The sequence below is a fragment of the Comamonas sp. MYb396 genome, from assembly GCF_037479555.1.
GTDB lineage: Bacteria > Pseudomonadota > Gammaproteobacteria > Burkholderiales > Burkholderiaceae_C > Comamonas.
The window spans coordinates 316,208-340,066 of sequence record NZ_JBBGYU010000004.1 but is presented as its reverse complement, the minus strand read 5'-3'; the positions used below and the strand labels follow the sequence as shown (position 1 = coordinate 340,066).

The window sequence follows — 23,859 nt, the reverse complement described above, 5'->3', positions numbered from 1 at the left end:
TAAATGCTGAGGTCGTGCTTACTTGGTCAGCACAAAGCCCTTGAGCTTGCCGAATGCGCCTTCGACCAGCGCCTTTTGCTGCTCTTGGTGCAGGTGCGAATAGCCCACGGCAGGCGATGCCGAAGCGGCGCGGCCGGAGTAGCCCAGCTTTTGGCCGTCGAGCATGTTCTCGTGGATGTAGTGCTGCACGAAGAACCATGCACCCTGGTTTTGCGGCTCGTCCTGGCACCACACCACTTCCTTGGCGGCGCTGTACTTCTTCAGTTCAGCGGCAAAGGCCTTGTGCGGGAACGGATAGAGCTGCTCGATACGGATGATGGCCACATCGGTGCTGCCTTCTTCGGTGCGCTTCTTGACCAGGTCGTAGTAGACCTTGCCCGAGCAGGCGATCACGCGCTTGACCTTGTCGGCCTTGGCAACGATGGCCTCATCGCGCTCGCCGATCACGGTCTGGAAGCCACCGGAGGTGAATTCCGACACGGGCGAGGTCGCATCCTTGTTACGCAGCAGCGACTTGGGCGTCATGATGATCAGCGGCTTGCGCAGCGGACGCACCATCTGGCGACGCAGCAAATGGAAGATCTGCGCAGCCGTGGTCGGCTGGGTCACTTGCATGTTCTGGTCAGCCGACAGCTGCATGAAACGCTCCAGGCGTGCCGAGCTGTGCTCAGGGCCCTGGCCTTCATAGCCGTGCGGCAGCATCAGAGTCAGACCGTTGATACGGCCCCACTTGACTTCACCGGAGGCGATGAACTGGTCGATCACCACTTGCGCACCGTTGGCGAAGTCGCCGAACTGCGCTTCCCAGATCACCAGGGTGTTGGGATCGTTGGAGGCGTAGCCGTATTCGAAGCCCAGCACTGCCTCTTCGGACAGGATGGAGTCGATCACGGTGAACGGAGCCTGGTTGTCAGCGACGTTCTGCAGAGGGATGTAGGTGCCCTCGTCCCACTTTTCACGCTTCTGGTCGTGCACGACCGAGTGGCGGTGGGTAAAGGTGCCGCGTCCGCTGTCTTCGCCCGAGAGGCGGATCGGGTAGCCCGAGGCCACCAGCGAGGCGTAGGCCATGGTCTCACCCATGCCCCAGTCCACGTTGATGTCGCCACGGCCCATCGCTGCGCGGTCGTCATAGACCTTCTTGACCAGCTGGTGCGGGTTCACCGACTCAGGCAGGGTCGTGACGCGCTCGGCCAGACGCTTCCACTCTGCCACAGGAATGGCGGTGTCTGCGCTGTCGGTCCACTTCTGCTTGAGGAAGGGGCTCCAGTCCACGGCGTACTGGCTCTTGAAGTTGGTCAGCACCGGATCGACCGTGTGCTTGCCCGCATCCATGGCAGCGCGGTAGGCCTTGACCATGTCATCGCCCAGCGTCTCGCCCAGGCCTTGCGTGGCCAGCTTGTCGGCGTAGAGCTTGCGCGTGCCGGGGTGCTGGGCAATCTTCTTGTACATCAGCGGCTGGGTCAGCGCAGGCGTGTCCTGTTCGTTGTGACCGAGCTTGCGGTAGCAGATGATGTCCACCACGATGTCCTTGGAGAATTCCATGCGGAAGTCCAAAGCCATCTGCATGGCCAGGGCCACCGCTTCGGGATCGTCGCCGTTGACGTGCAGCACGGGCGAGTCGATCATCTTGACGATGTCCGTGCAATACGTGGTCGAGCGCAGATCGCGAGGATCGGAGGTCGTGAAACCAATCTGGTTGTTGATGATGATGTGCACCGTGCCGCCCGTGGTGTAGCCACGGGTTTCGGACAGTGCCAGCGTTTCCTGGTTCACGCCCTGGCCGGCAAAGGCCGCGTCACCGTGCACCAGCACGGGCAGCACTTGCTTGCCCTGTGGGTCGTTGCGGCGGTCCATGCGCGAGCGCACCGAGCCTTCGACCACGGGGTTGACGATTTCCAGGTGCGAGGGGTTGAAGGCCAGCGACAGGTGCACCGGGCCGCCAATGGTCGACACGTCCGAGCTGAAGCCCTGGTGGTACTTCACGTCACCGGCAGTCAGCTCTTCAGGGGCGGTGTGGTCGAACTCGGCAAACAGGTCCTTGGGCATCTTGCCCAGGGTGTTGACCAGCACGTTCAGGCGGCCACGGTGGGCCATGCCGATGACGATTTCCTGCACGCCGGTCACGCCAGCGGCGTTGATCAGCTGGTCCATCGCCACGATGAAGGACTCGCCACCTTCGAGCGAGAAGCGCTTTTGGCCCACATACTTGGTATGCAGGAAACGCTCCAGGCCTTCGGCCGCGGTCAGGCGGTCGAGAATGCGCTTTTTCTGGTCGGCGTTGAAGGCGGGCTTGCTGCGAATGCTCTCGAGCTTTTGCTGCCACCAGCGCTTCTGGTTCTGCTCGGCGGTGTACATGTACTCCGCGCCCAGCGTGCCGCAGTAGGTCTCGCGCAGTGCATTGAGCAGCTCGCGCAGGGTCATCGATTCCTTGCCGAAGAACGTGTTGCTGATGTTGAACACGGTTTCCTGGTCAGCGTCGGTAAAGCCGTAGAAGGCTGGATCGAGCTCAGGAATTTCGGGGCGCTCTTGGCGCTTCAAGGGGTCCAGATCAGCCCAGCGTGCGCCCACATTGCGGTACGCGGCAATCAGCTGCTGCACGGCGGTGCGCTTGCGGCCCAGCTCAGAATCAGCACCGGAGGCGACCACCACCTTGGTCACGCCTTGTTTGGCGCGCTCAGCAAAGGCGTTGACGACGGGGAGATGAGGGACGTCCTTGGCATTGCTGCCGTCCAATGCGGGGACGTTTTGCAGTGCATCAAAGTAAGCGCGCCAGGTGTCTGGTACGCTGCCTGGGTTATCGAGATAGTTCTCATACATCTCTTCGACATACGGGGCATTGCCGCCGAAGAGATAGGTGTTGCCTTGGTAGGCTTGATACACAGAATTCGTATCGCTCATTTTCTCCGCTGACCTCCGCTTTCCTCTGGAAAGCATTAGCTGGTGCATATAAACAACCTTCCGCGACACGGCTGAACCGATTGGCGGATGCGACTGTGGCTGGGAAGGGCCGATCAACCGGTATTGTGCCACTTCCGCCCGGGCTTGTCCTTCGATGGCCTTGGCGCCTGCGGCAGCCTGCCCTCAATGGAGCAGGTGGATGCTGGAACCATATACATTTGCGCTATCCATTCACACCGATGCGCTTGATGTTCAACAACCACTCTCTTCACGACAAAGCATTCATCTTGCTGCTAATAGGCGTCACCATTGCCTTTTTTGCCGTGCTTTTCCCCTTTCAGGGCGCCGTTTTCTGGGCCGTGATCTTCGCTGTTGTGTTTACGCCTCTACACAAAAAAATCCTGGTCCGCCTCCCCAAATACCCGACTATTGCGGCCTTGATTACGCTGGTGCTCTGCCTGGTGCTGGTGATCCTGCCGCTGATCCTGCTGTCGATCTCGTTGGCCAAGGAAGCGGCCACCATCTATGAGAGCGTGCACTCGGGCGAGATGAATTTCGGCCAGTACTTCCAGCAGATCTACAACGCCATGCCCCAGTGGGTGCTGGACCTGCTGACCCGCTTCAACCTCAACGACCCCAAGGTGATCCAGGAGAAGATCTCCGGCATCTCGGTGCAGGCCAGCCAGTATGTGGCCACCAAGGTGCTGACCATTGGCCAGAACACCATGGGCTTTCTGGTGAGCTTCTGCATCATGCTCTACCTGCTGTTCTTCTTCCTGCGCGACGGCAAGACCCTGATTCGCAAGATCCTGGCGGCCACCCCGCTCGACGATGCCCACAAGAAAAAGCTCGGCGCCAAGTTCATCACCGTGGTGCGCGCCACCGTCAAGGGCAACCTGGCCGTGGCTGCAACCCAGGGCGCGCTGGGCGGCATCATCTTCTGGATTCTGGGCATCGAGGCTTCGCTGCTGTGGGGCGTGGTGATGGCCTTTTTGTCGCTGCTGCCCGCCGTGGGCGCGGCCATCGTCTGGGCGCCAGTTGCCATTTATTACATTGCCACCGGCTCCACCACCGAAGGGGTGGTTCTGGCCGCCTATGGTGCCGGCATCATGGGCATGGTCGACAACGTGCTGCGCCCGCTTTTGGTTGGCAAGGACACCAAGATGCCCGACTACCTGATCCTCATCTCCACACTGGGCGGACTGTCGCTGTTCGGGCTTACCGGCTTTGTCATCGGGCCCCTGATTGCCGCGCTGTTCATCGCGGTCTGGGATCTTTTTGCGCCCCAGGCCCACATCAGCGACTCCGCTGAGGTGGACAATAGCGCCAAGTAATCTCTTCTTTTGGCGGGCGCGCCGCGCCTGCCCCTTCTTTGCTGCCCTGCCCCATGCCCGCTCGCGATTTTGAATCCCGCAAACAGGAGTTCCTGGATTTCTACGCCGCCCAGTTGCCCACCCTCAAGGCAGCAGCGGCCTCGTTCAATGCGCTGATCCACGCCATCCTGAGCAACCTGGAGGGCGTCAACATCGCCAAGTTCGAGTGCCGGGTGAAGACTGCCGACGAATGCGTGCGCAAGTTCAAGCGCAAGTACCGCAACTTTGTCGAGGACCAGTCCGAGGACTATGCGATCCAGGACTACATCACCGACCTGATCGGCGTGCGCGTGGTGTGTCTGTATGAGGACGAGCCACCGGCCATCATGTCCCGGGTACGTGAGTATTTCGATGTGATCGAGATCACCGACAAGACCTCGCCGATGGAGGACTCGGAGTCCGAGTTCGGCTACAAGGGCATCCACATGGACCTGCGGCTCAACCAGCAGCAGGCGCAGCTGACCGAGCACCAGGCCTATGCCGACCAGGCTTTCGAGCTGCAGATCCGCACCATCATCCAGGACTCCTGGAGCGAGCTGGACCACAAGATCAAGTACAAGAAATCCATCCCGACCAACCTTAAGCGCCGCATCAACATCCTGTCTGCGCTGTTTGAATTGGCCGACCGCGAGTTCTTGCAGATCCGCAATGAGACCAGCCAGGCGCTGGCGCTCTCGCGCGCCGAAGACGAGATCGACGGCCCCTTTGGCGATGGCCTGGGCGACAGCAACGAGCCGCTCGATGCCTTCAGCTTCGTCGCCTTTGGCCACAAGCACTTTCCCGGCTATGAGTTCGATCCGCAAAAGGTCGAGTTCTTCCTCGACGAGCTGCTGCACGACTTTGCCGTGCGCCACGCAGGCTGGCTGTTTGCCGTGGTGCAAAAGCATGTCACCACCGTGCGCCACTACAAGGCCGATTTCCAGCACCGCTACCCGTCGAGCAGCTTCAACCCCTTCACGGTGATGCGCCACTGCCTCTACCTGGAGGACAAGCAGCGTTTTCGCAAAACGCTGCGCAACTCGGCCCGCGAGGCCTTTGAGGAATGGCTGCAGCGCCAGCCAGCCAACAGCACCAGCGAAGACTAAGAACCTGTTCAAAGTCTCTACGCAGCCGCGTTGGAGTGCAATCGGGATGAGTTCGAAGGGATGGAACGTAGCTTGCACCGGGGTGCAAGCAAGGGCCAGCGCGCATAAATCGCCCGATTTCACTCCAACCCGTAGGGACAGTGGCTTTGCGGCCGCCCGGGCAGGGGCGGTCTGCGTTGTTGCAAATCCTCGCAATAGCTGGGCTATTGCTGCGGTGTTGCGCCTAGCATCCCATCCCGCAAAGACACTGTCGCGGCGCGAGGAGACTTTGAACAGGTTCTAAGGGATAGCCCCAGCCCAAAATATTCGAGCAAGCCTATCAACCATTAGTTAAAATCAATGCTTGTAACACGCACCGCCCGCCAGGCTCGATTGCAGCGGGCATGCGGGTTGCAGGCGGGTGTAACACAGTGCGGAGCGGCGCGCTAACCTCGCGTTACGCCCCCTCCCCGTGTTTACGAGCATGCCTGGCCCCACTTTCTGACACGCGCTGCTGCTATATTGCATTGCAACAATCACGGAGTTTTGATGCTGTACCAACTGTATGAAACCCAGCGGGCCCTGATGGAGCCCTTTGCAGAATACGCCCACGCCACCTCGAAGATGCTGAGCAATCCGCTGTGGCCGATCAGCCAGACGAACACTGCCCAGCGCGCCTCGGCGGGCTTTGACCTGTTCTACCGGCTGGGCAAGGACTATGAAAAGCCCGCCTTTGGCATCAACACCATCGAGGCCAATGGCCATGAGATCGCGATCCACGAGCGTGTCGAGCTGACCAAGCCCTTTTGCGAACTGCGCCGCTTCAAGCGCTTCTCCGACGACCAGACCAGCCTGGCGGCGATGAAGCAGCAGCCCGTGGTGCTGGTGGTGGCGCCGCTGTCGGGCCACTACGCCACCTTGCTGCGCGAGACCGTGCGCACCATGCTGGCCGACCACAAGGTCTACATCACCGACTGGACCAATGCGCGCCTGGTGCCGCAGACCGAAGGTGTGTTCCACCTCGATGACTACGTCAACTATGTGCAGGAGTTCATCCGCCACATCCAGGGCATCTATGGCAACTGCCATGTGGTGAGCGTCTGCCAGCCCACCGTCCCGGTGCTCGCAGCCGTCTCGCTGATGGCCAGCCGCGGCGAGAAGACCCCGCTGTCGATGACCATGATGGGTGGCCCCATCGATGCGCGCAAGTCACCCACCACGGTGAACAACCTGGCCACCACGCACGATCTGCAGTGGTTCGAGTCGAATGTGATCCATTCGGTGCCCGGCAACTTCCCCGGTGCCGGCCGCCTGGTCTACCCCGGCTTTTTGCAGCACATGGGCTTTGTCAGCATGAACCCTGACCGCCATGCGATGAGCCACTACGACTACTTCAAGGACCTGCTCAAGGGCAACGAAGACAGCGCCGAGCACCACCGCAAGTTCTACGACGAGTACAACGCCGTGCTCGACATGGATGCCGCCTACTACCTGGAAACCATCAAGACCGTGTTCCAGGACTTTGCGCTGGTCAAGGGCACCTGGGAGGTGCGCTCGCCCGAAGGCAACCTGGAGCTGGTCAAGCCGCAGGACATCCGCCACAGCGCGCTGCTGACGGTCGAAGGCGAGCTCGATGACATCTCGGGCTCGGGCCAGACCCAGGCCGCGCATGACCTGTGCACCGGCCTCAAGGCGGTCGACACCCGGCACTTCGAAGTCAAGGGCGCGGGCCACTACGGCATCTTCAGCGGCAAGCGCTGGCGCACCATGGTCTACCCGATGCTCAAGGATTTCATCCTCGCCAACAACCGCATCGAGGACCGCCCTGCAGGCAGCGTAAAATCGGCCACTTCCAAGCAGAATACTTTGCACACGGTGTGATTGATACCCCCAAAACCAGCGACCAGCCAGCCTCAGCGCTGGCTGTTTTCATTGGCGCCATTGATGCGGCCTTGCCGCAGACCCAGTGCACGCGCTGCGGCTACCCCGACTGCCGCCACTATGCCCAGGCCATTGCGCAGGGCGAGGCGCAGATCAACCAATGCCCGCCCGGCGGCCAGGAAGGCGTAGCACGGCTGGCGGCCATCACCGGCCAGCCTGCGCTGCCGCTGAACCCGGACAACGGCCTCGAAGCCGTGCGCGTTGTTGCCCGTATCGATGAGAACTGGTGCATCGGCTGCACCTTGTGCATCAAGGCCTGCCCGACCGATGCCATCCTGGGCGCGAACAAGCGCATGCACACCGTCATTACCGAAGCCTGCACCGGCTGCGAGCTGTGCCTGCCGGTCTGCCCGGTCGATTGCATCGAACTGGACAACGCCAGCGGCGAGGCCACCGGCTGGGCCGCCTGGAGCCCGGCGCAAGCCGATGAGGCGCGGCTGCGCTACCACAGGCACCAGCAGCGCCTGGACGGCGCCCACCGCCCGCAGGCATCCGCCCCGGCTGCAAGCGCAACCAGTGCGCCTCGCGCAGCTCCCGCAGGGCTCAGCGCCCAAGCGGCCCAGGCTGCCGCCGTCAGTGCAGCGGCATCGCAAAATAACGCGGCCAGCAAGGCCACATTGGCGGCGCCGGCCGCGGCCGACAAAAAGGCAATCCTGGCCGCCATTTTGGCCAAAGCCAAGCAGCAACAAGGCGGCAAGCCGTCGTCTTAATGGCTGCGCAGCGCCTGGGGGCCGCTAAAAGACCGCCAAAAGGCCGCCAAGCCGCTACCGGGTATGACAGAACGGCACAAAAAAACCGGTGCTGCTGCACCATAATGGCTGGCTTATGAACCCCTTGCTCCAGAAACTGCAGCCCTACCCGTTTGAGCGCCTGCGCCAGTTGTTTGCCGGTGTCACGCCACCCGCAGACAAGTCGCCCATCAGCCTGGGTATCGGCGAGCCCCGCCACCCCACGCCCGCCTTTATCGAGCAGGCGCTCTCGGACAACCTGGCCGGCCTCTCGGTCTACCCCGCCACCGCCGGCGCGCCCGCCCTGCGCGAGGCTTTTGCCGCCTGGCTGTCCACGCGCTACGGCCTGCAGGTGGATGGGCAAAAGCATACCTTGCCGGTCAATGGCAGCCGCGAAGCACTGTTTGCGTTCACGCAGACGGTGGTTGACAGCAGCAAGCCAGGCCCGGTCGTGCTCTGCCCCAACCCGTTCTACCAAATTTACGAAGGCGCGGCCCTGCTTGCAGGCGCCACGCCCTACTACGTGCCCAGCATCGCCAGCAAGAACTTTGCCGTCGACTGGGCCAGCGTGCCCGAGGACATCTGGCAGCGCACCCAGCTGATCTTTGTCTGCTCGCCGGGCAACCCCACCGGCGCCGTGATGCCGCTTGACGAGTGGAAAAAGCTGTTTGAGCTGTCCGACCGCTATGGCTTTGTCATTGCGTCTGACGAGTGCTACAGCGAAATCTACTTCCGCGACGAGCCGCCTCTGGGCGGCATGCAGGCAGCGGCGCAACTGGGCCGCAGCGATTTTCGCCGCCTGGTGTCCTTCACCAGCCTGTCCAAGCGCAGCAATGTGCCGGGCCTGCGCAGCGGTTTTGTCGCGGGCGACGCCGAGCTGATCAAGGCCTTCACGCTCTACCGCACCTACCAGGGCGGCGCGATGAGCCCGCCGGTGCAGGCGGCCAGCATTGCGGCCTGGGGCGATGAGCGCCATGTCGAAGACAACCGCGAGCAATACCGCCGCAAGTTTGCCGAAGTCACGCCCGTGCTGTCGGCCGTGATGGATGTGCAGCTGCCAGACGCCAGCTTCTACCTCTGGGCCGGCGTGCCCCCAGAGATGGGCTTGTCCGACACCGAGTTCGCGCGCGAACTCTATGCCCAATACAATGTCACGGTTGTGCCAGGCAGCTATCTGGCCCGTGACTTCAACGGCAGCAACCCAGGCGCTGGCCGCATCCGCATGGCCCTGGTGGCCCAGACCGCCGAATGCCTGGAAGCCGCACAGCGCATTGCCCAATTCATTCAATCCTGGAAAAAAGCCTAAACCATGACGCAACAACTGCAAACCATCATCGAATCCGCCTGGGAAGCCCGCACGACGCTCTCGCCTGCCTCGGCACCCAAAGAAATCGTCGATGCGGTCGACCATGTGATCAACGCCCTGGACAAGGGCGAGCTGCGCGTGGCCACGCGTGAAGGCGTGGGCCAGTGGACCGTGCACCAGTGGATCAAGAAGGCCGTGCTGCTGTCGTTCCGCTTGAAGGACAACGCGCTGGTGCAAGCCGGCGACCTGAACTTCTACGACAAGGTGCCCACCAAGTACGCCGGCATGTCCGAGGCCGATATCGCTGCCACCGGCGTGCGCGTGGTGCCGCCCGCTGTGGCCCGCCGCGGCAGCTTTGTGGCCAAGGGCGCCATCCTGATGCCTTCCTACGTCAACATCGGCGCCTATGTGGGCGAAGGCACCATGGTCGACACCTGGGCGACCGTGGGCTCCTGCGCACAAGTGGGCAAGAACGTCCACCTCTCGGGCGGCGTAGGCCTGGGCGGCGTGCTCGAACCGCTGCAAGCCAACCCCACGATCATTGAAGACAACTGCTTTATCGGCGCCCGCTCCGAAATCGTCGAAGGCGTGATCGTCGAAGAAAACTCGGTCATCTCGATGGGCGTCTACATCAGCCAGTCCACCAAGATCTACAACCGCATGACCGGCGAAGTCACTTACGGCCGCGTGCCTTCGGGTTCGGTGGTGGTCAGCGGCTCCATGCCTGCCAAGGACGGCAGCCACAGCCTGTACTGCGCGGTGATCGTCAAGCAAGTGACGCCCGAGACCCGCGCCAAGACCAGCATCAACGACCTGCTGCGCGACTGATCTGCCGTCTAGGCGATCCACAAGCCCTGCAAGCCTTGCGCTGCAGGGCTTTTTTCTGGCCGCTTGCGCCACGTTGGGCTGCTGCGAGGACGCAACATCGTTTATTGACTGCGTAGCTAAGCCTACAATCTCTGCACAAATTAACAGAGGGAACTGACATGGGAACCATGGAGCGAATCTTGCGCCTGATGGCGGACAACAAAGCCTCGGATGTCTATCTGTCAGCCAATGCGCCCGCGCTGGTCAAGATCCAGGGCGAATGCATCCCCCTCAACAACCAGACCTTGACGCCGGATGCGCCGCGCACCCTGCTCGCCGAGATCGTGCCGCCCGAGCGCATCGAAGAGTTGGACGAAACCGGTGAGCTCAACATCGGCGTGCCGCTCGAAGGCGTGGGCCGCTTCCGCGTCAGCGCCATGCACCAGCGCGGCAGCTGCGCCGTGGTCATCCGCTATGTGCCCCAGGACATCCCCAGCCTGGAGCAGCTGGAGCTGCCCGAGATCTTCCAGGACCTCATCATGGCCCGGCGCGGCCTGGTGCTGTTTGTCGGCGCCACCGGCTCGGGCAAGAGCACGTCGCTCGCCGCAATGATCGACCACCGCAACGGCCAGCAAAGCGGCCATATCCTGACGGTGGAAGACCCGATCGAGTACCAGTTCTCCAACCGCCGCTCCATCATCAACCAGCGCGAAGTCGGCAGCGACACCGCCTCGCTGCAGACCGCGCTGAAGAACGCGCTGCGCCAGGCGCCCGATGTGATCATGATTGGCGAAATCCGCGACCGCGAAACCATGTCGGCGGCCATTGCCTACGCGCAATCCGGCCACCTGTGCCTGGCCACCTTGCACGGCAACAACAGCTACCACGCGCTCAACCGGATCCTGAGCTTCTACCCGGTCGAGGTGCGCCCCACGATGCTGGGCGACTTGTCATCAGCGCTGCGTGCCGTGGTCTCGCAGCGCCTGGTCAAGACGGTCTCGGGCAAACGCACCGCTGCCATCGAGGTGATGCTCAACACCAAGCTGGTGGGCGAGATGATCGAGCAAGGCAACTTCTCTGCGGTGCGCGAGGCGATGGAAAAGTCGATGGCCGAAGGCTCGGTCACCTTTGAAGGGGCGCTGGCCGCACTCATCCACAGCGGCAAGATCAGCCGCGAAGAAGGCCTGGCCAACTCCGACTCGCCAACCAACCTGATGTGGCGCCTGCAAAACGACTTCCAGATGGCGGCCAATGCCGCCAAGGCCCAGGTCGCGGCCAAGCCCGAGCTCGACGACGCGGCCTCGTTCACCGAAATCGTGCTCGACGTGAACCAAGAGTAAGATAGCGGCCGTTGCCCCTAGGGATGCTCTGCAAAACCCTCGCCAAGCGGGATGGACGTGGATCGGGATGAGCCGCAAGGCGTCTTTTGCAGTCAATAGCCGTAGCTATTGACAAGGAAGACAACGCAGCGGATCGCCCGAGCCCGCGTTCAGACCACGGCAGGGAGTTTTGCAGAGGTCCCTAGGGCAGCGCGCCACGACGCCGTGGCCATATGCCCTGAATGCGGCCTGCGGGCCGCATTGTTGTTGACCTCTCCGCCCCACCCTTTAGACGCCATGTCCCGCACCCTGCAACTGACCGAGCAACTGATCGCCCGTCCTTCCGTGACGCCCCATGACGAAGGCTGTCTGGACATGGTTTCCGACCTGCTCCAGCCGCTGGGTTTTGCCTGCGAGCGCATGGACAGCGGCCCCGACAGCTTTCGGGTGAGCAACCTCTGGGCGCTGCGCCGCAGCGGCGTGGCCGGTGCCAAGACCGTGGTCTTTGTCGGCCACACCGATGTGGTGCCCACCGGTCCGCTGGAGCAGTGGAACTCGCACCCCTTCACCCCCTCGCACCGCGATGGCAAGCTGTATGGCCGTGGCGCCAGCGACATGAAGACCTCGATCGCCGCCTTTGTCGTGGCCGCCGAGGAGTTTGTCGCCCAGAACGCTGCAGCGCCGCTGGATATCGCGCTTTTGCTGACCAGTGACGAAGAAGGCCCGAGCGTGGACGGCACTGCCGTCGTCGTCGAGCAGTTGCGCCAGCGCGGCCAGGTGCTGGACTACTGCCTGGTGGGCGAACCCACCGCCGTGCAAAAGCTCGGCGACATGGTCAAGAACGGCCGGCGCGGCAGCCTGACGGGCAAGCTCACCGTCCATGGTGTGCAAGGCCATATCGCCTACCCGCAGCTGGCCCGCAACCCCATCCACCAGGGCCTGGGCGCGCTGGGCGAGCTGGCCAGCACCGTGTGGGACGAGGGCAATGCCTTCTTCCCGCCCACCAGCTTCCAGATGAGCAATATCCATGCGGGCACGGGCGCGGGCAATGTGATCCCGGGCCAGATGGTGGTGGACTTCAACTTCCGCTTCAGCACCGAATCGACGGCCGAGAACCTCAAGGCCCGCGTCAAGTCCACCCTGGAGCGCCATGCGCTCGAGTACGACCTGAAGTGGACCCTGGGCGGCAAGCCCTTCCTGACCACACCCGGCGTGCTGGTCACCGCCGTGCAGCAGGCGATCCGCGACGAAGTGGGGCTCGAGACCACCTTGTCGACCACCGGCGGCACGAGCGACGGCCGTTTTGTCGCCGATATCTGCCCGGAAGTCATCGAGATCGGCCCGTCGAACGCCACCATCCACAAGATCGACGAGTGCGTGGCCGTGGCCGATATCGAGCCGCTGAAAAACATCTACCGCCGCATTCTGGAAAACCTGGCGCGCTAAGCCAGTACCCAGATAGCCCTGGCGCCAGCCTTGCCTGGCGCCGTGCGGCTGTCATCAAGCCTACAATGGCGGTCTTTGATTTTTGCCTGAGTTGAGCCATGACCACCATCCGCACCCTGATTGATGACAGCGCAGCAGCGCTCAGCGCTGCTGGTGTGCATTTTGGCCATGGAACGACCAATGCGCAGGACGAAGCGAGCTGGCTGGTGCTGTGGTCACTGGGCCTGCCGGTGGACAGCGACACCAGCCCGGATGGCGCTGAATCGGTGGCGAACCAAACCGTCGGCGATGAACAGCGCCAAAAGCTCGAAGCGCTTGTGGCCGAGCGCATCCGCAGCCGCAAGCCCGCCGCCTACCTGACCCAGCAGGCCTGGCTGCAAGGCGTGCCCTTCTACATCGACGAGCGCTCCATCGTGCCGCGCAGCCTGATTGCCGAGCTGCTGGCCGATGGCAGCATTGACGACTGGCTGAGCGACAAGACCCGCCAGGTGCTGGACCTGTGTACCGGCAATGGCAGCCTCGCATGCCTGGCCGCCATGGCCTACCCCGATGTGCAGGTCACCGGCGCCGATCTGTCGGCCGATGCGCTGGCCGTGGCCCGCATCAATGTGGACCAGCATGGCCTGCAAGAGCGCGTGCAGCTGGTTCAATCAGACGGTATGGCGAACGCCCGCGGCCCCTGGGACCTGATCCTCTGCAATCCTCCCTATGTCAACGCCCAGAGCATGGCCAGCCTGCCGCTGGAATACCAGGCCGAGCCGGTGCTGGCACTGGCCGGTGGCCAGGATGGCATGGACTTTGTGCGCGGCCTGATTCTGGAGCTGCCCCAGCGCCTGAGCGAAGACGGTGTGCTGGTGCTGGAGATTGGCAACGAGCGCGCCTACTTTGAAGCCGCCTTCCCTGGGCTGCCGGTGTTCTGGATGGACACCAGCGCGGGCGACGACCAGGTGCTGCTGCTGACCCGCGAAGCGCTGATGCACTGGGCGCAGGAACAACCCACCCAGCTTTGAGCCTGGTTCTGCGTTGCATCAGTAGGCCAGCATTTTGCAGGCCAGCCGGCTGATGGGCCGGTGCAGGCAGGATTCCAACCTGGGCGGCAGCAGCATCGGCTTGAGCAGCATCTGCACCGCCAGCTGGGCCGGCAGGCCGCTGCTGATCAGGTGGTAGATGCGCTGGGCGACATCGTCAAAGCTGCGCTGCCGGTCGGCAAACAGCGCGCCCTTGTGGGCAAACACATGGCGCAGCGCCACATCGGAATCACTCTCGCGCAGTTCTTTCAAGCGGCTGTACAGCGCCTTCGCAATGCGCAGCCGGCCAACGGGCTCCTGGGCCTGCAGGCTTTTGAAGTAGCTCAAGAAATGCTTGAAGTGGCCGACCTCGTCATTGCGGATATGGCCCAGCAGCCCGGTCAGCACCGGCTCCTGGCTGAGTGCGCGCAAGGTGTGGTAGTAGGCCGTGGTGCCCGTCTCCACCACGCAGCGCGCCACCATCTCCAGGCGCGGGTCTTCCAGTAAAGCCTCTTGCGTGCACAGCAGCGAATACTCGGCAAAAAAGCTGTCATAGGCCTTTTGCCAGTCAAAACTGGGCCAGACCGCCTCCACATAGCGCCGTAGCGATGCGCCGTGCTGCAGCTCCTCATGCTCCCAGCGGTCCTCCAGCCAATGCTGGATGTCCGGGTAGCGCGCATAGTGCGCGCCCAGGTTGGCGGCATAGGTGTCCGAGCCGGTCTCGACAAAGGAGGCGCTCATCAGCAGGTAGAACATGTCCTCGTCGTTGGCCACCGCGCCATGGTCGATCTGCGCATAGGGAATGTCGGCCAGCTGCCAGTGGGACCGCGCCGCTGCAGCCGCGCCCAGGCTGTGTGCTGGCTGGCGGTCACCGGCAGTCTGTCCATGCATTTCAGAGGCTGTTGTCATAGCACTGTCCTTGTGATTGCCATCACTGAAATATGGCGTTTGCACATTGCAGTATGGCCCTGTGGCCGGGGCTTGGGTAGGCCCAGGCCGGTGTCAGCGCCCAACACCTGCCGCCTCCTACAAGGGCATGCGGCATTGGCCTACCTGGGCTTGCAGCAGGCGCCTGGGCGAACGCCAATGGCGCAAGCCGTGCGGCCAACCACTGCCCGCTATGCCCTGCATGGCCCTGGGCCAAGCCCAGGGCGGCGATAATCGAGGCCATTCATGATTACGCTGAAAAATATCACCCTGCGCCGCGGCACCAAAGTGCTGCTTGACGGCGTCACCACCACCATCAACCCGGGCGAATCGGTGGGCCTGGTCGGCCGCAATGGCGCTGGCAAGTCCACGCTGTTTGCGCTGCTCAACGGCTCGTTGACGGAAGACGGTGGCGATTTCCACATCCCCGCCCAGTGGCGCATGGGCCAGGTGGCCCAGCACATGCCCGAAACCGACGAATCGGCCACCCAGTTTGTGCTCGAGGGCGACACCCGCCTGGTCGAAGTACAGGCGCAGCTGGAGGCGGCCGAGGCATCCGGCGACGGCATGGCCCTGGCCCAGGCCTATGCGGACCTCGCCGATGCCGGCGCCCACGATGCCGTGCCCCGCGCGCAGGCGCTGATCCTGGGCCTGGGCTTCAAGGTGCAGGAGCTGGAACACCCGGTCAACAGCTTCTCGGGCGGTTGGCGCATGCGCCTGCAGCTGGCCCGCGCGCTGATGTGCCCGAGCGATCTGCTGCTGCTCGACGAACCGACCAACCACTTGGATCTGGACGCGCTGGTCTGGCTCGAAGCCTGGCTCAAACGTTACCCCGGCACCCTGATCACCATCAGCCATGACCGCGAATTTCTCGACGCGATCACCAATGTGACCCTGCAGATCCAGGGTGGGCAGCTGACCCGCTACGGCGGCAACTACAGCCGCTTCGAAGAGCTGCGTGCCCAGCAGCTGGAGCTGCAGCAAGCCAGCTTTGCCAAGCAGCAAGAGAAGATGGCGCATCTGCAGAAGTTCATTGACCGCTTCAAGGCCAAGGCCAGCAAAGCCAAACAGGCGCAAAGCCGGGTCAAGCAGCTCGACCGCATGGAGAAGATCGCGCCCGTGCTGGCCGAGGCCGAGTTCACCTTCGAATTCAAGGAACCGGCCAACCTGCCCAACCCGATGCTGGCGATCACCGACGCGGCCTTTGGCTATGAGGACGAAGACGGCAAGCAGACCACGATCTTGCAAGGCGTCAACCGCTCGGTGCTGGCAGGCCAGCGCATTGGTATTCTGGGCGCCAACGGCCAGGGTAAATCGACCCTGGTCAAGACCATTGCCCGCGAGATGAAGGCCCTGGCCGGCACCGTGACCGAGGGCAAGGGCCTCAATATCGGCTACTTTGCCCAGCAGGAGCTGGACGTGTTGCGCCCAAGCGAAAACCCGCTCGAGCACATGATCCGCCTGGCCAAGGAAATCGGCAGCGAAGGCAACAGCGCGCGCGAGCAGGACCTGCGCAACTTCCTGGGCACCTTCAACTTCAGCGGCGACATGGTCAAGCAGGCCGTCGGCAGCATGAGCGGTGGCGAAAAAGCCCGCCTGGTGCTGGCGATGATCGTCTGGCAGCGCCCCAACCTGCTGCTGCTCGATGAGCCAACCAACCACCTGGACTTGGCAACCCGCGAAGCGCTGGCGATGGCACTGAACGACTTTGACGGCACCGTCATGCTGGTCAGCCATGACCGCCATCTGCTGCGCGCCGTCTGCGAGGACTTCTGGATGGTCGGCCGTGGTCAGGTCGGCCCCTTCGATGGCGATCTGGACGACTACCAGCGCTACCTGCTGGACGAATCCAAGCGCCTGCGCGAAGAAGCGCGCCAGGCCGATATGCAATCGCGCAGCAAGGATGCAGCGCCTGCCCCTGTGGCCGCGCCCGTCGCGGCACCGGTTGCGGCACCCGCGCCAGCCCCTGCGCCTGCGCCCGCCAAGGCCGAGCCCGTGGGCGACCCCAAGGAAGCCCGCCGCCTGGCCGCCGCCGCCCGCCAGCAACTGGCCGACAAGACCAAGCCCTTCAAGAAAGAGCTCGAACAGATCGACAAGAAGCTGCCCCAGCTCAATGCGCAGCGCGATGCGCTGGAGACCAAGCTCGCTACCCCGGGTCTGTCGGGTGCCGATATCGTCGAAGCCGGCAAGCAGCTGAGCGCCGTCAATGGCGAGATCGAGCAGCTCGAAGAGCGCTGGCTGGAGCTGTCCGAGCAGATCGAGGCCATCAGCCAGGAGCTGAACGCGACCGCTTAACGTGCCTTTGCACTGAGACACTATGCAACGCATCATCCGCAGCCAGGAATTCAGCGCCGAGCGCCCCTGGGGCGCCCAGGACATTGCCCAGATGAACGGCACCAGCGTCCGTTTGCACTGGACGGACCAGCCCTACATCTGGCATGTCAACGACGGCGAGGAAGTCTTTGCGGTGATGCAGGGCATGGTGGTGATGCACTGGCGCGAGGCGGGCGAAGAAAAGCAAGCCCTTCTGCAGGCCGGCGATATCTTCCACGCCGGGGTAGGCTGCGAGCATGTGGCCCACCCGCAGGGCGAGGCCAGGATCCTGGTGATTGAAAAGTCTGGAAGCGTGTAGCCTGCACCCTACATCAGGCTGGGCAGAGACCGCTGCGCCCACCTACACTGGCTGGCTCACCACGAGCCTCAGAACGCCATGCATGAAGACCCACCCCGCGACAGCGCCGAGCGCAATATTCGCCTCTTTTTTGGAATCTTGCTGGGCCTGTTTGTCGCGGGCGTCATCGGCTTTAAAACCTACCCAAGCTGGACGACTTGGGCCATCCTCTGCGTTGTCTGCCCGGTGGTTTGTGGCTGGCTAGCGGTACAGTATGGCGACGGGTTTTGGTTCAAGATGCTGCGCCTCATGCGCTGGTGGTAGTGCATCCCTCCCTGCCTATGCGCCTGCAGGCATCCCACGGCACCTTTACTCCTTTTCCTGCAGCAAGCGCCACATCACCTTGCCGCTGCCACTCTTGGGCAACTGGTCTACCAGCTGCACCAGGCGCGGCGCCTTGTACACCGCCATGTGTTCGCGGCACCAGTCGATAATGTCCTGCGCGCTGACAAGGCCCTGCTGGCCTTGGCGCAACACCACCACGGCCTTGACGGTCTCGCCCCGGTATTCATCGCGGGCGGAGATCACGCAGGCCTCCAGGATGGCAGGATGGCGGTACATCAGGCTCTCGACCTCGGCGGGCCAGACCTTGTAGCCGCTGGCATTGATCATGCGTTTCAGGCGATCGGTCAGGAAGAAGTAGCCATCGGCATCGCGGTAACCCAGGTCACCGGTGCGGAAAAAGCGCTGCCCGCCCACCTCGACAAAACTGGCGGCCGTGGCAGCGGGCTGCTTCCAGTAGCCCTGCAGCACCTGCGGGCCCTGCACCACAATCTCCCCCACCTCACCGTCGGCCAGGGGCTGCCAGGTTTCGGGGTCGATCACCAGCGACTGCATGCCGATATGGGGCAGCCCCAGGCACTGCTGCTTGGGGTGCTCGTAGGGGTTGGCATGGGAGGCGCCGCAGGTCTCCGTCATGCCATAGCCCTCGATATAGTCCAGGCCCCAGACCTCCTTGACCCTTTGCGCTACCGACTGCGGCATCGCCGCGCCCCCGCCACCCATGTAGACGAGGCTGCGGGTGTCCATTTGCGCCAGGTTCGGGCTGGCCAGCAGATCGACCACCATCGTCGGGATATTGGCCCAGTGCGTCACCCGGTAGCGCGCCATCAGCGCGGCCGCCAGCTGCCGGTCCCAGCGCGGCATGATCACCAAGGTGGCTCCGGCGCAGATCAGCACATGCATGATCGACACCATGCCGGTGATATGGAACATCGGCGCCACGACCAGGTTCACGCTCTCGGTGCTTTGCCGGCCCCAGAGCACGCCCGCCATCGCCGCATGCTGCACATGGCTGTGCGCATGGATACAGCCCTTGGGCAGGCCGGTGGTGCCACTGGTGTAGGGCAGGATCGCCATATCGCTGGCCGCTACCTCCACGGCGGGGGGCTCGGCACGGCACTCGACGGCATCGAGCCAGCGGCTGACCGTGGTGGCACCCAGCAGATCGGCACCCGGCAAAGGCTGCGCGCCCAGCAACCAAGGCTGCCAGGCAGGCGGAAAATCCGGCTGCGTAGCGGCATCGGCCGGCATGGTGTCCGACAGATGGCTGATAACCAGGTGCGCCAGCTGCTGCTCGGAAGGCAGGCTGCTGCTGGCCTGGCACAGCGCAGGGGCCAGATCGGCGGTGGTGATCGCTACGCGCGCATCGGCATCGCTGATGTAGTGGGCCAGCTCGGCGGCGGTGTTCATCGGGTTGACCGGCACCACCACCGCATTGGCGCGCAGGATCGCGTAGTGCGCCAGCACCAGCTGCGGGCAGTTTTGCATCAGCAGGATGACCCGGTCTCCCTTGCGCACGCCTTGCTGGTACAGATGGGCGGCCAGGCGCTCGGTCTGTTCGCACATCTGGCCATAGCTGATGGCCTGGTCAAAAAACACCAGTGCGGCATGGTCCGGATAGCGCCGGGCATTGACGGCCAGGTTGTCCCAGACCGAGGTGGCCGGCAAGGTCAGCTGCCGGGGCACACGCCCGGGCCAATGGGCGGATATCGGGGCAGATACCGGGACAGAGGTGGAAGTGGAGGCAGGCAGGTCTGCAGCAGCGGTCATGGCGGGTCCCGAACTTTCAAAGCGAGTTTCGGTCCAGTATGCCCAGCCGCCCAGGCACCAGCCCGTCGCTTAGGGGACCGGCGAGCCCCGGTGTGGCGCGCCCTGTTGTTGCACCCAGTGCAGCACCGCATGCCAGCGCTGGGCAGCGGCTGCCAGCCGCTCCCGCGCCGCACCGGGCCCGGCCTGGCGCCAGGCGATATCGGCCATCACCGCGTCTTGCCACATCTGTGCCTGCTGCTCGACCTGGGCCTGCTGGAACTGGGCCAGCAACTCTGCCGGCGATGCACTGGGCGTATAGGCATAGGGGTTGATGCCATGGCGCCAAAAGCGCCATTGCAGGCCCAATGCCTGCCGGGTTACCGCCCTGCCCTGCAGCCGCTGCCAGTGGTGGAAGGCCTCGTGGGCCAGCCATCCTGCAATCAGCGGCTCAGCCAGCCGCAGGCACTGGCGCGGGTCTGACGCCGCAAAACAGTGCGCCGGCATCGACACAAAGCCGCCGTTGAACGACAGCGCCCTGCGCGTATCGCCCAGCCGGCGCAGGTAGAGGCGCATGCGCGACCAGCCCGGGTGCTGCGGCTGGCCAAAATAGCGCGCCAGCAGCACCCATTCGTCGGCCGTCAGCGGCCGGGACCAAAACAGTGCGCGCCGCAACCTGGGGGGCCAGCGCGCTGCCATGCGCCGCGGCATCAAGGCCGGCTCCCAAAGCCGCCGCCATCGGCCCTCACCGCACCTCGCCCTACACCCAATCCCGGGCTCCAGTCCTGATGGTTAACACCGATCCTCGGCATGCACGATAAATTGGATACTGAATACATAACAAGACATTGATCCGGAAATTTCAGCATTTATTTCGGCATTGTTCTTGCATGAAGCTGTTTTTATTCATCTGTCGCTATTTTCTGTATACAAGGAGTGGGTATGAAGAACATGTTTCGCCGCCGTACGGCCCTTATTGCCTCCCTGCTGGCGGCGCTGCTGCCGCTGTCCCATGCCCAGGCGCAGACAGCGCACAAGATCCGTTACGAGGAGGTGGTGCGCTCGGTGCTCTATGTTCCCATGTATGTGGGCATCCAAAAGGGGATGTTCAAGGACGCGGGCATCGAGATGAGCATGAAAACCTCGCAGGGCACCGACAAGGGCATGGCCGCCCTGCTCTCGGGCAGCGCCGATATTGTGCTGATTGGCCCCGAGGCCTCGATCTATGTCGCCAACAGCGAGTCGCCAGTCAAACCCATAGTGTTTGCCGGACTGACTGCCACCGACGGCTTCTTGCTGATGGGCCGCAAACCCGATGCCAATTTTGACTGGAGCAAGCTCAAGGGCAGCAAGATCATGTCCTTCCGCCCGGGCTCCAACCCCGATATCTTTCTGGAGGCGGCCTTGCGCAAAAAGGGGCTCGATCCGAAAAAAGACCTCACGCTGGTCAGCAATATCGGCCCGGCCGCGCGCACCGGCGCCTGGCTGGCCGGGCAAAACGACTACGCCACCTTTCTGGAGCCCGAGGCCAGCAGCTTGGAAAAACAAGGCAAGGCCTTCCCGCTGGGCGCGGTGGGCAAGGAAGTGGGCATGGTCGACTACACCGTGTTCACCACCACCGATGCCTACCTGAAGAAAAACCGTGCCGCCGTGCAGGCCTGGACCCAGGCGGTGGCGAAAGCCCAGCAGTACACCGCTGCTGCACCGGCGGGCGAGCTGGCCGATCTGGTGGGCAGCTATTTCACGGGCCTGAGCAAGGCCGAGCTGGTCAGTGCCATTGAGCGCTACCAGCAGCTGCAGCTGTGGAAGAAGACGCCGATGGTCGAGAAGCAAGCCATGGACCAGCTTCAGGACATGCTGGTGCAAGGCGGTGTGCTGGAGGCCGGCAAAAAGGTCGACTACGCCCGCTTTGTCGACATGGGCCTGGTGCAGAGCCTGGCGCAAAAATAAGGAGCTGCGATGACCCACCCCTACCGCGTCCATGTCGACAACGTCTCCTTGCGCTATTTCACACCCCAGGGCGAGACCCAAGCGCTGCAGAACATCAACCTCTCGGTCAAGGCAGGCGAATTCATCAGCCTGATTGGCCAGTCGGGCTGCGGCAAGAGCACCTTGCTGTCGATCCTGGCGGGCATTTTGCCGCCGTCCAGCGGCACGGTGCTGGTCGATGGCCAGACCATCGTCGGCCCCAACCCGCGCATCGGCTACATGCTGCAGCAGGACTACCTGTTCGAGTGGCGCACCATTTTGGAAAACACCCTGCTGGGCGCCCAGATCCAGAACAAGGACCTGGCGGCCGCCGAAAAGCGCGCCACGCAGCTGCTGCACAAATGCGGCATGGGCGACTACCTGCACCACTACCCGCGCCAGCTCTCGGGCGGCATGCGCCAGCGCGTGGCCCTGGCCCGCACCCTGGTCACCAACCCGGATGTGGTGCTGCTCGACGAGCCCTTCTCCGCGCTCGACTCGCAAACCCGCCTGTCGATTGCCGATGAGGTGGTCGATGTGCTGCGCGACGAGGGCAAGTCGGTGATCCTGGTCACGCACGATATTGGCGAGGCCATTGCAATGACCGACCGCGTCATCGTGCTCTCGCGCCGGCCCGGCCGCATCAAATCGGTGCACCACATGGACTTCCCCTCGCAGGGCGGCAAACGGCCCACGCCTTTTGAGGCCCGAGGCTGCCCGGAATTCAACGATTACTTCAATGTGCTGTGGGACGAGATCGACGCCCACGTGGAAGGCTAAGCATGAGCACCGTCATGAACACCACCAACACGGCGGCCCCGGCCCAAGCCGACACCCGCAGCCCCGAATACCGCCAGTGGCTGGCCCAGATCCAGCGCCGCAAGCGCCTGGTGGCACTGAGCCGCGCAGGGCTCTTGCTGGCATTCCTGTTGATTTGGGAACTGCTCGCGCGCAGCCACATCCTCAACCCCATGCTCACCAGCTACCCGTCTGCCGTGCTGCCCACCCTGGTCGATCTGGCCCGCAACGGCGACCTGCTGGGCCACACCTGGATCACCTTCAAGGCCACGGTGATCGGCTTTGTCGTCAGCATGCTGCTGGGCATCGGCATGGCGTCCATGCTGTGGTGGAGCAGCTTTTTGAAAAAGGTGCTCGATCCTTTCCTCGTGATCGCCAATGCCATGCCCAAGATTGCCTTTGTGCCGATCTTCTACATCTGGCTGGGCTCGGAATACTCGGTCTACGGCATGGCGGTCGCCATCTCGCTGTTCATCACCATCATGGTGGTCTACGAAGGCTTTCAGGCCATCGACCCCAACAAGATCAAGCTGGCCACCACCTTGGGCGCCAGCAAGGCCCAGGTGATGAAGTATGTGGTCTTCCCCGGCAGCGTGCCCGCGGTGATTGCCGCGATCAAGATGAACATTGGCCTGTCCTTGATCGGCGTCATCGTCGGCGAGTTCCAGTCCTCGAGCGCCGGCCTGGGCTTTTTGATCGTCAACGGCAGCCAGGTGTTCAAGCTCAATGTGGTGATGGCGTCGATCGTCGTGCTGGCGCTGCTGTCGGCCGTGATGTACATGGCCGTCACCCGCCTGGAAAAAAGCGTGCAGCACCGCTACGCCTGAGCCCTTTGAAACCCACACCAGAAAAGATAGCCCCATGCAGTTTGAGCCCTGGATTGAAGAGCGCGTGCTGGCCCGCCAGGGGGTGCTCCACCCCTATGACCAGTTGGACGCCGCGGCCACCGCCTTTGTCGTCGTGGACTTGCAAAACTACTACACCCAGCCCGGCTACCAGGGCGAATGTGCGCCAGCGCGCGCGATCTTTGCCAAGGTCAACCAGCTGGCAGCCGCGCTGCGCGCCAAGGGCGGCACTGTGGTGTGGATCAAGACCAGCGCCGATGGCGCCGACCAGTTCTGGTCGCACCACCACCGCCATATGCTCACGCCCGAGCGCAGCGCGCGCCGGCTGCTGGAGTTGGGCAGCGGCCACGCCGGCTTTGCGATGCCGCCCGCGCTCGATGTACAGCCAGGCGACCTCACGGTCGTCAAGCGCTGCTACAGCGCGCTGGCCCCCGGCGCCTCCGATCTCGACGCCGTCCTCAAGGCGCAGGGCGTGCGCACCGTCTTGATCGGCGGCACCGTCACCAATGTCTGCTGCGAATCCACCGCGCGCGACGCGATGATGCTGGACTACGCCACCATCATGGTCGACGATGCGCTGGCCGCCGTCACGCCCTATGAGCATGTCCACAGCCTCAACAACTGGATGCTGTTCTTTGGCGATGTGCTGACGGTGGACGAGGTGGTGGAACGCCTGGTTTGACAAAGAAAAACCGGCCATGTTGCGCAAGGCAGCATGGCCGGTTATCCCTAA

At 63.2% G+C, this 23,859-nt stretch carries 20 protein-coding genes; 16 read left to right on the top strand and 4 right to left on the bottom strand.

The features are described from left to right. Positions 1-18 precede the first annotated feature (18 nt). Positions 19-2,898, bottom strand: coding sequence for a 2-oxoglutarate dehydrogenase E1 component (locus tag WH265_RS11800; protein ID WP_312987576.1), 2,880 nt, complete (start codon positions 2,896-2,898; stop codon positions 19-21). 248 nt (positions 2,899-3,146) lie between these two features. Here WH265_RS11800 and WH265_RS11795 point away from each other — a divergent pair, with 248 nt between their 5' ends. The 9 genes from WH265_RS11795 to prmB all read left to right on the top strand — a co-directional run bounded on the left by WH265_RS11795 (position 3,147) and on the right by prmB (position 13,892). After that, complete coding sequence (locus tag WH265_RS11795) at positions 3,147-4,232, top strand: AI-2E family transporter (protein ID WP_339558386.1); 1,086 nt, start codon at positions 3,147-3,149, stop codon at positions 4,230-4,232. Positions 4,233-4,285: 53 nt separating this feature from the next. After that, entirely contained in the window at positions 4,286-5,356 is a 1,071-nt protein-coding gene (locus tag WH265_RS11790; RefSeq protein ID WP_021028489.1) for a GTP pyrophosphokinase, read from the top strand. 528 nt (positions 5,357-5,884) lie between these two features. After that, positions 5,885-7,216: a polyhydroxyalkanoate depolymerase gene (locus WH265_RS11785; RefSeq protein WP_021028490.1), complete on the top strand. Its 1,332-nt coding sequence runs from the start codon at positions 5,885-5,887 to the stop codon at positions 7,214-7,216. After that, positions 7,216-7,986 (top strand): RnfABCDGE type electron transport complex subunit B, encoded by a 771-nt coding sequence (locus WH265_RS11780; protein WP_339558499.1) that lies wholly within the window; start codon positions 7,216-7,218, stop codon positions 7,984-7,986. Before WH265_RS11785 ends, WH265_RS11780 begins: the two co-directional genes overlap by 1 nt. Before the next feature lie 115 nt (positions 7,987-8,101). After that, positions 8,102-9,310, top strand: coding sequence for a succinyldiaminopimelate transaminase (gene dapC, locus WH265_RS11775; protein WP_339558385.1), 1,209 nt, complete (start codon positions 8,102-8,104; stop codon positions 9,308-9,310). A 3-nt stretch (positions 9,311-9,313) separates the two neighbouring features. Beyond that, on the top strand, positions 9,314-10,138 hold the full coding sequence (gene dapD / locus WH265_RS11770) for a 2,3,4,5-tetrahydropyridine-2,6-dicarboxylate N-succinyltransferase (RefSeq protein WP_339518024.1): 825 nt from the start codon (positions 9,314-9,316) through the stop codon (positions 10,136-10,138). A 158-nt stretch (positions 10,139-10,296) separates the two neighbouring features. Beyond that, positions 10,297-11,457 (top strand): PilT/PilU family type 4a pilus ATPase, encoded by a 1,161-nt coding sequence (locus WH265_RS11765; protein WP_021028493.1) that lies wholly within the window; start codon positions 10,297-10,299, stop codon positions 11,455-11,457. A gap of 276 nt (positions 11,458-11,733) precedes the next feature. Next, positions 11,734-12,882: a succinyl-diaminopimelate desuccinylase gene (gene dapE / locus WH265_RS11760; protein WP_339558384.1), complete on the top strand. Its 1,149-nt coding sequence runs from the start codon at positions 11,734-11,736 to the stop codon at positions 12,880-12,882. 98 nt (positions 12,883-12,980) lie between these two features. Beyond that, positions 12,981-13,892, top strand: coding sequence for a 50S ribosomal protein L3 N(5)-glutamine methyltransferase (gene prmB, locus WH265_RS11755; protein ID WP_339558383.1), 912 nt, complete (start codon positions 12,981-12,983; stop codon positions 13,890-13,892). An 18-nt stretch (positions 13,893-13,910) separates the two neighbouring features. Here prmB and WH265_RS11750 read toward each other — a convergent pair whose 3' ends face one another. Continuing rightward, complete coding sequence (locus WH265_RS11750) at positions 13,911-14,798, bottom strand: ferritin-like domain-containing protein (RefSeq protein ID WP_339558382.1); 888 nt, start codon at positions 14,796-14,798, stop codon at positions 13,911-13,913. Positions 14,799-15,062: 264 nt separating this feature from the next. Here WH265_RS11750 and WH265_RS11745 point away from each other — a divergent pair, with 264 nt between their 5' ends. From WH265_RS11745 to WH265_RS11735, 3 genes are all read left to right on the top strand, one after another. Beyond that, a complete protein-coding gene (locus WH265_RS11745; protein ID WP_339558381.1) occupies positions 15,063-17,111 on the top strand; it encodes an ABC-F family ATP-binding cassette domain-containing protein in 2,049 nt (682 codons plus the stop codon). A 22-nt stretch (positions 17,112-17,133) separates the two neighbouring features. Beyond that, complete coding sequence (locus WH265_RS11740; protein ID WP_339558380.1) at positions 17,134-17,448, top strand: cupin; 315 nt, start codon at positions 17,134-17,136, stop codon at positions 17,446-17,448. 78 nt (positions 17,449-17,526) lie between these two features. Further along, the gene (locus tag WH265_RS11735) at positions 17,527-17,751 is read left to right on the top strand and encodes a hypothetical protein (protein WP_339535044.1); all 225 of its coding nucleotides are present in this window, start codon (positions 17,527-17,529) and stop codon (positions 17,749-17,751) included. 45 nt (positions 17,752-17,796) lie between these two features. Here the strand turns inward: WH265_RS11735 and WH265_RS11730 are convergent, their stop codons facing one another. Both WH265_RS11730 and WH265_RS11725 read right to left on the bottom strand, forming a co-directional pair. Then, positions 17,797-19,539, bottom strand: coding sequence for a long-chain fatty acid--CoA ligase (locus tag WH265_RS11730; protein ID WP_339558379.1), 1,743 nt, complete (start codon positions 19,537-19,539; stop codon positions 17,797-17,799). Between the two features lie 69 nt (positions 19,540-19,608). Beyond that, positions 19,609-20,214, bottom strand: a complete 606-nt coding sequence (locus tag WH265_RS11725) for a hypothetical protein (RefSeq protein WP_339535041.1) — start codon at positions 20,212-20,214, stop codon at positions 19,609-19,611. A gap of 243 nt (positions 20,215-20,457) precedes the next feature. On the opposite strand from WH265_RS11725, the gene WH265_RS11720 reads away from it, so the two are divergent. From WH265_RS11720 to WH265_RS11705, 4 genes are read left to right on the top strand one after another with little or no spacing between them, the layout of a single operon-like run. Then, positions 20,458-21,465 carry an ABC transporter substrate-binding protein gene (locus WH265_RS11720; RefSeq protein ID WP_021024934.1) on the top strand — a complete coding sequence of 336 codons (1,008 nt, stop codon included), beginning with the start codon at positions 20,458-20,460 and terminating at the stop codon, positions 21,463-21,465. A 9-nt stretch (positions 21,466-21,474) separates the two neighbouring features. Then, positions 21,475-22,263, top strand: coding sequence for an ABC transporter ATP-binding protein (locus WH265_RS11715; RefSeq protein ID WP_021024935.1), 789 nt, complete (start codon positions 21,475-21,477; stop codon positions 22,261-22,263). A 2-nt stretch (positions 22,264-22,265) separates the two neighbouring features. Further along, positions 22,266-23,108, top strand: coding sequence for an ABC transporter permease (locus tag WH265_RS11710; protein ID WP_339558378.1), 843 nt, complete (start codon positions 22,266-22,268; stop codon positions 23,106-23,108). A gap of 34 nt (positions 23,109-23,142) precedes the next feature. Beyond that, positions 23,143-23,808 (top strand): isochorismatase family cysteine hydrolase, encoded by a 666-nt coding sequence (locus tag WH265_RS11705; protein WP_021024937.1) that lies wholly within the window; start codon positions 23,143-23,145, stop codon positions 23,806-23,808. Positions 23,809-23,859: the final 51 nt, after the last annotated feature.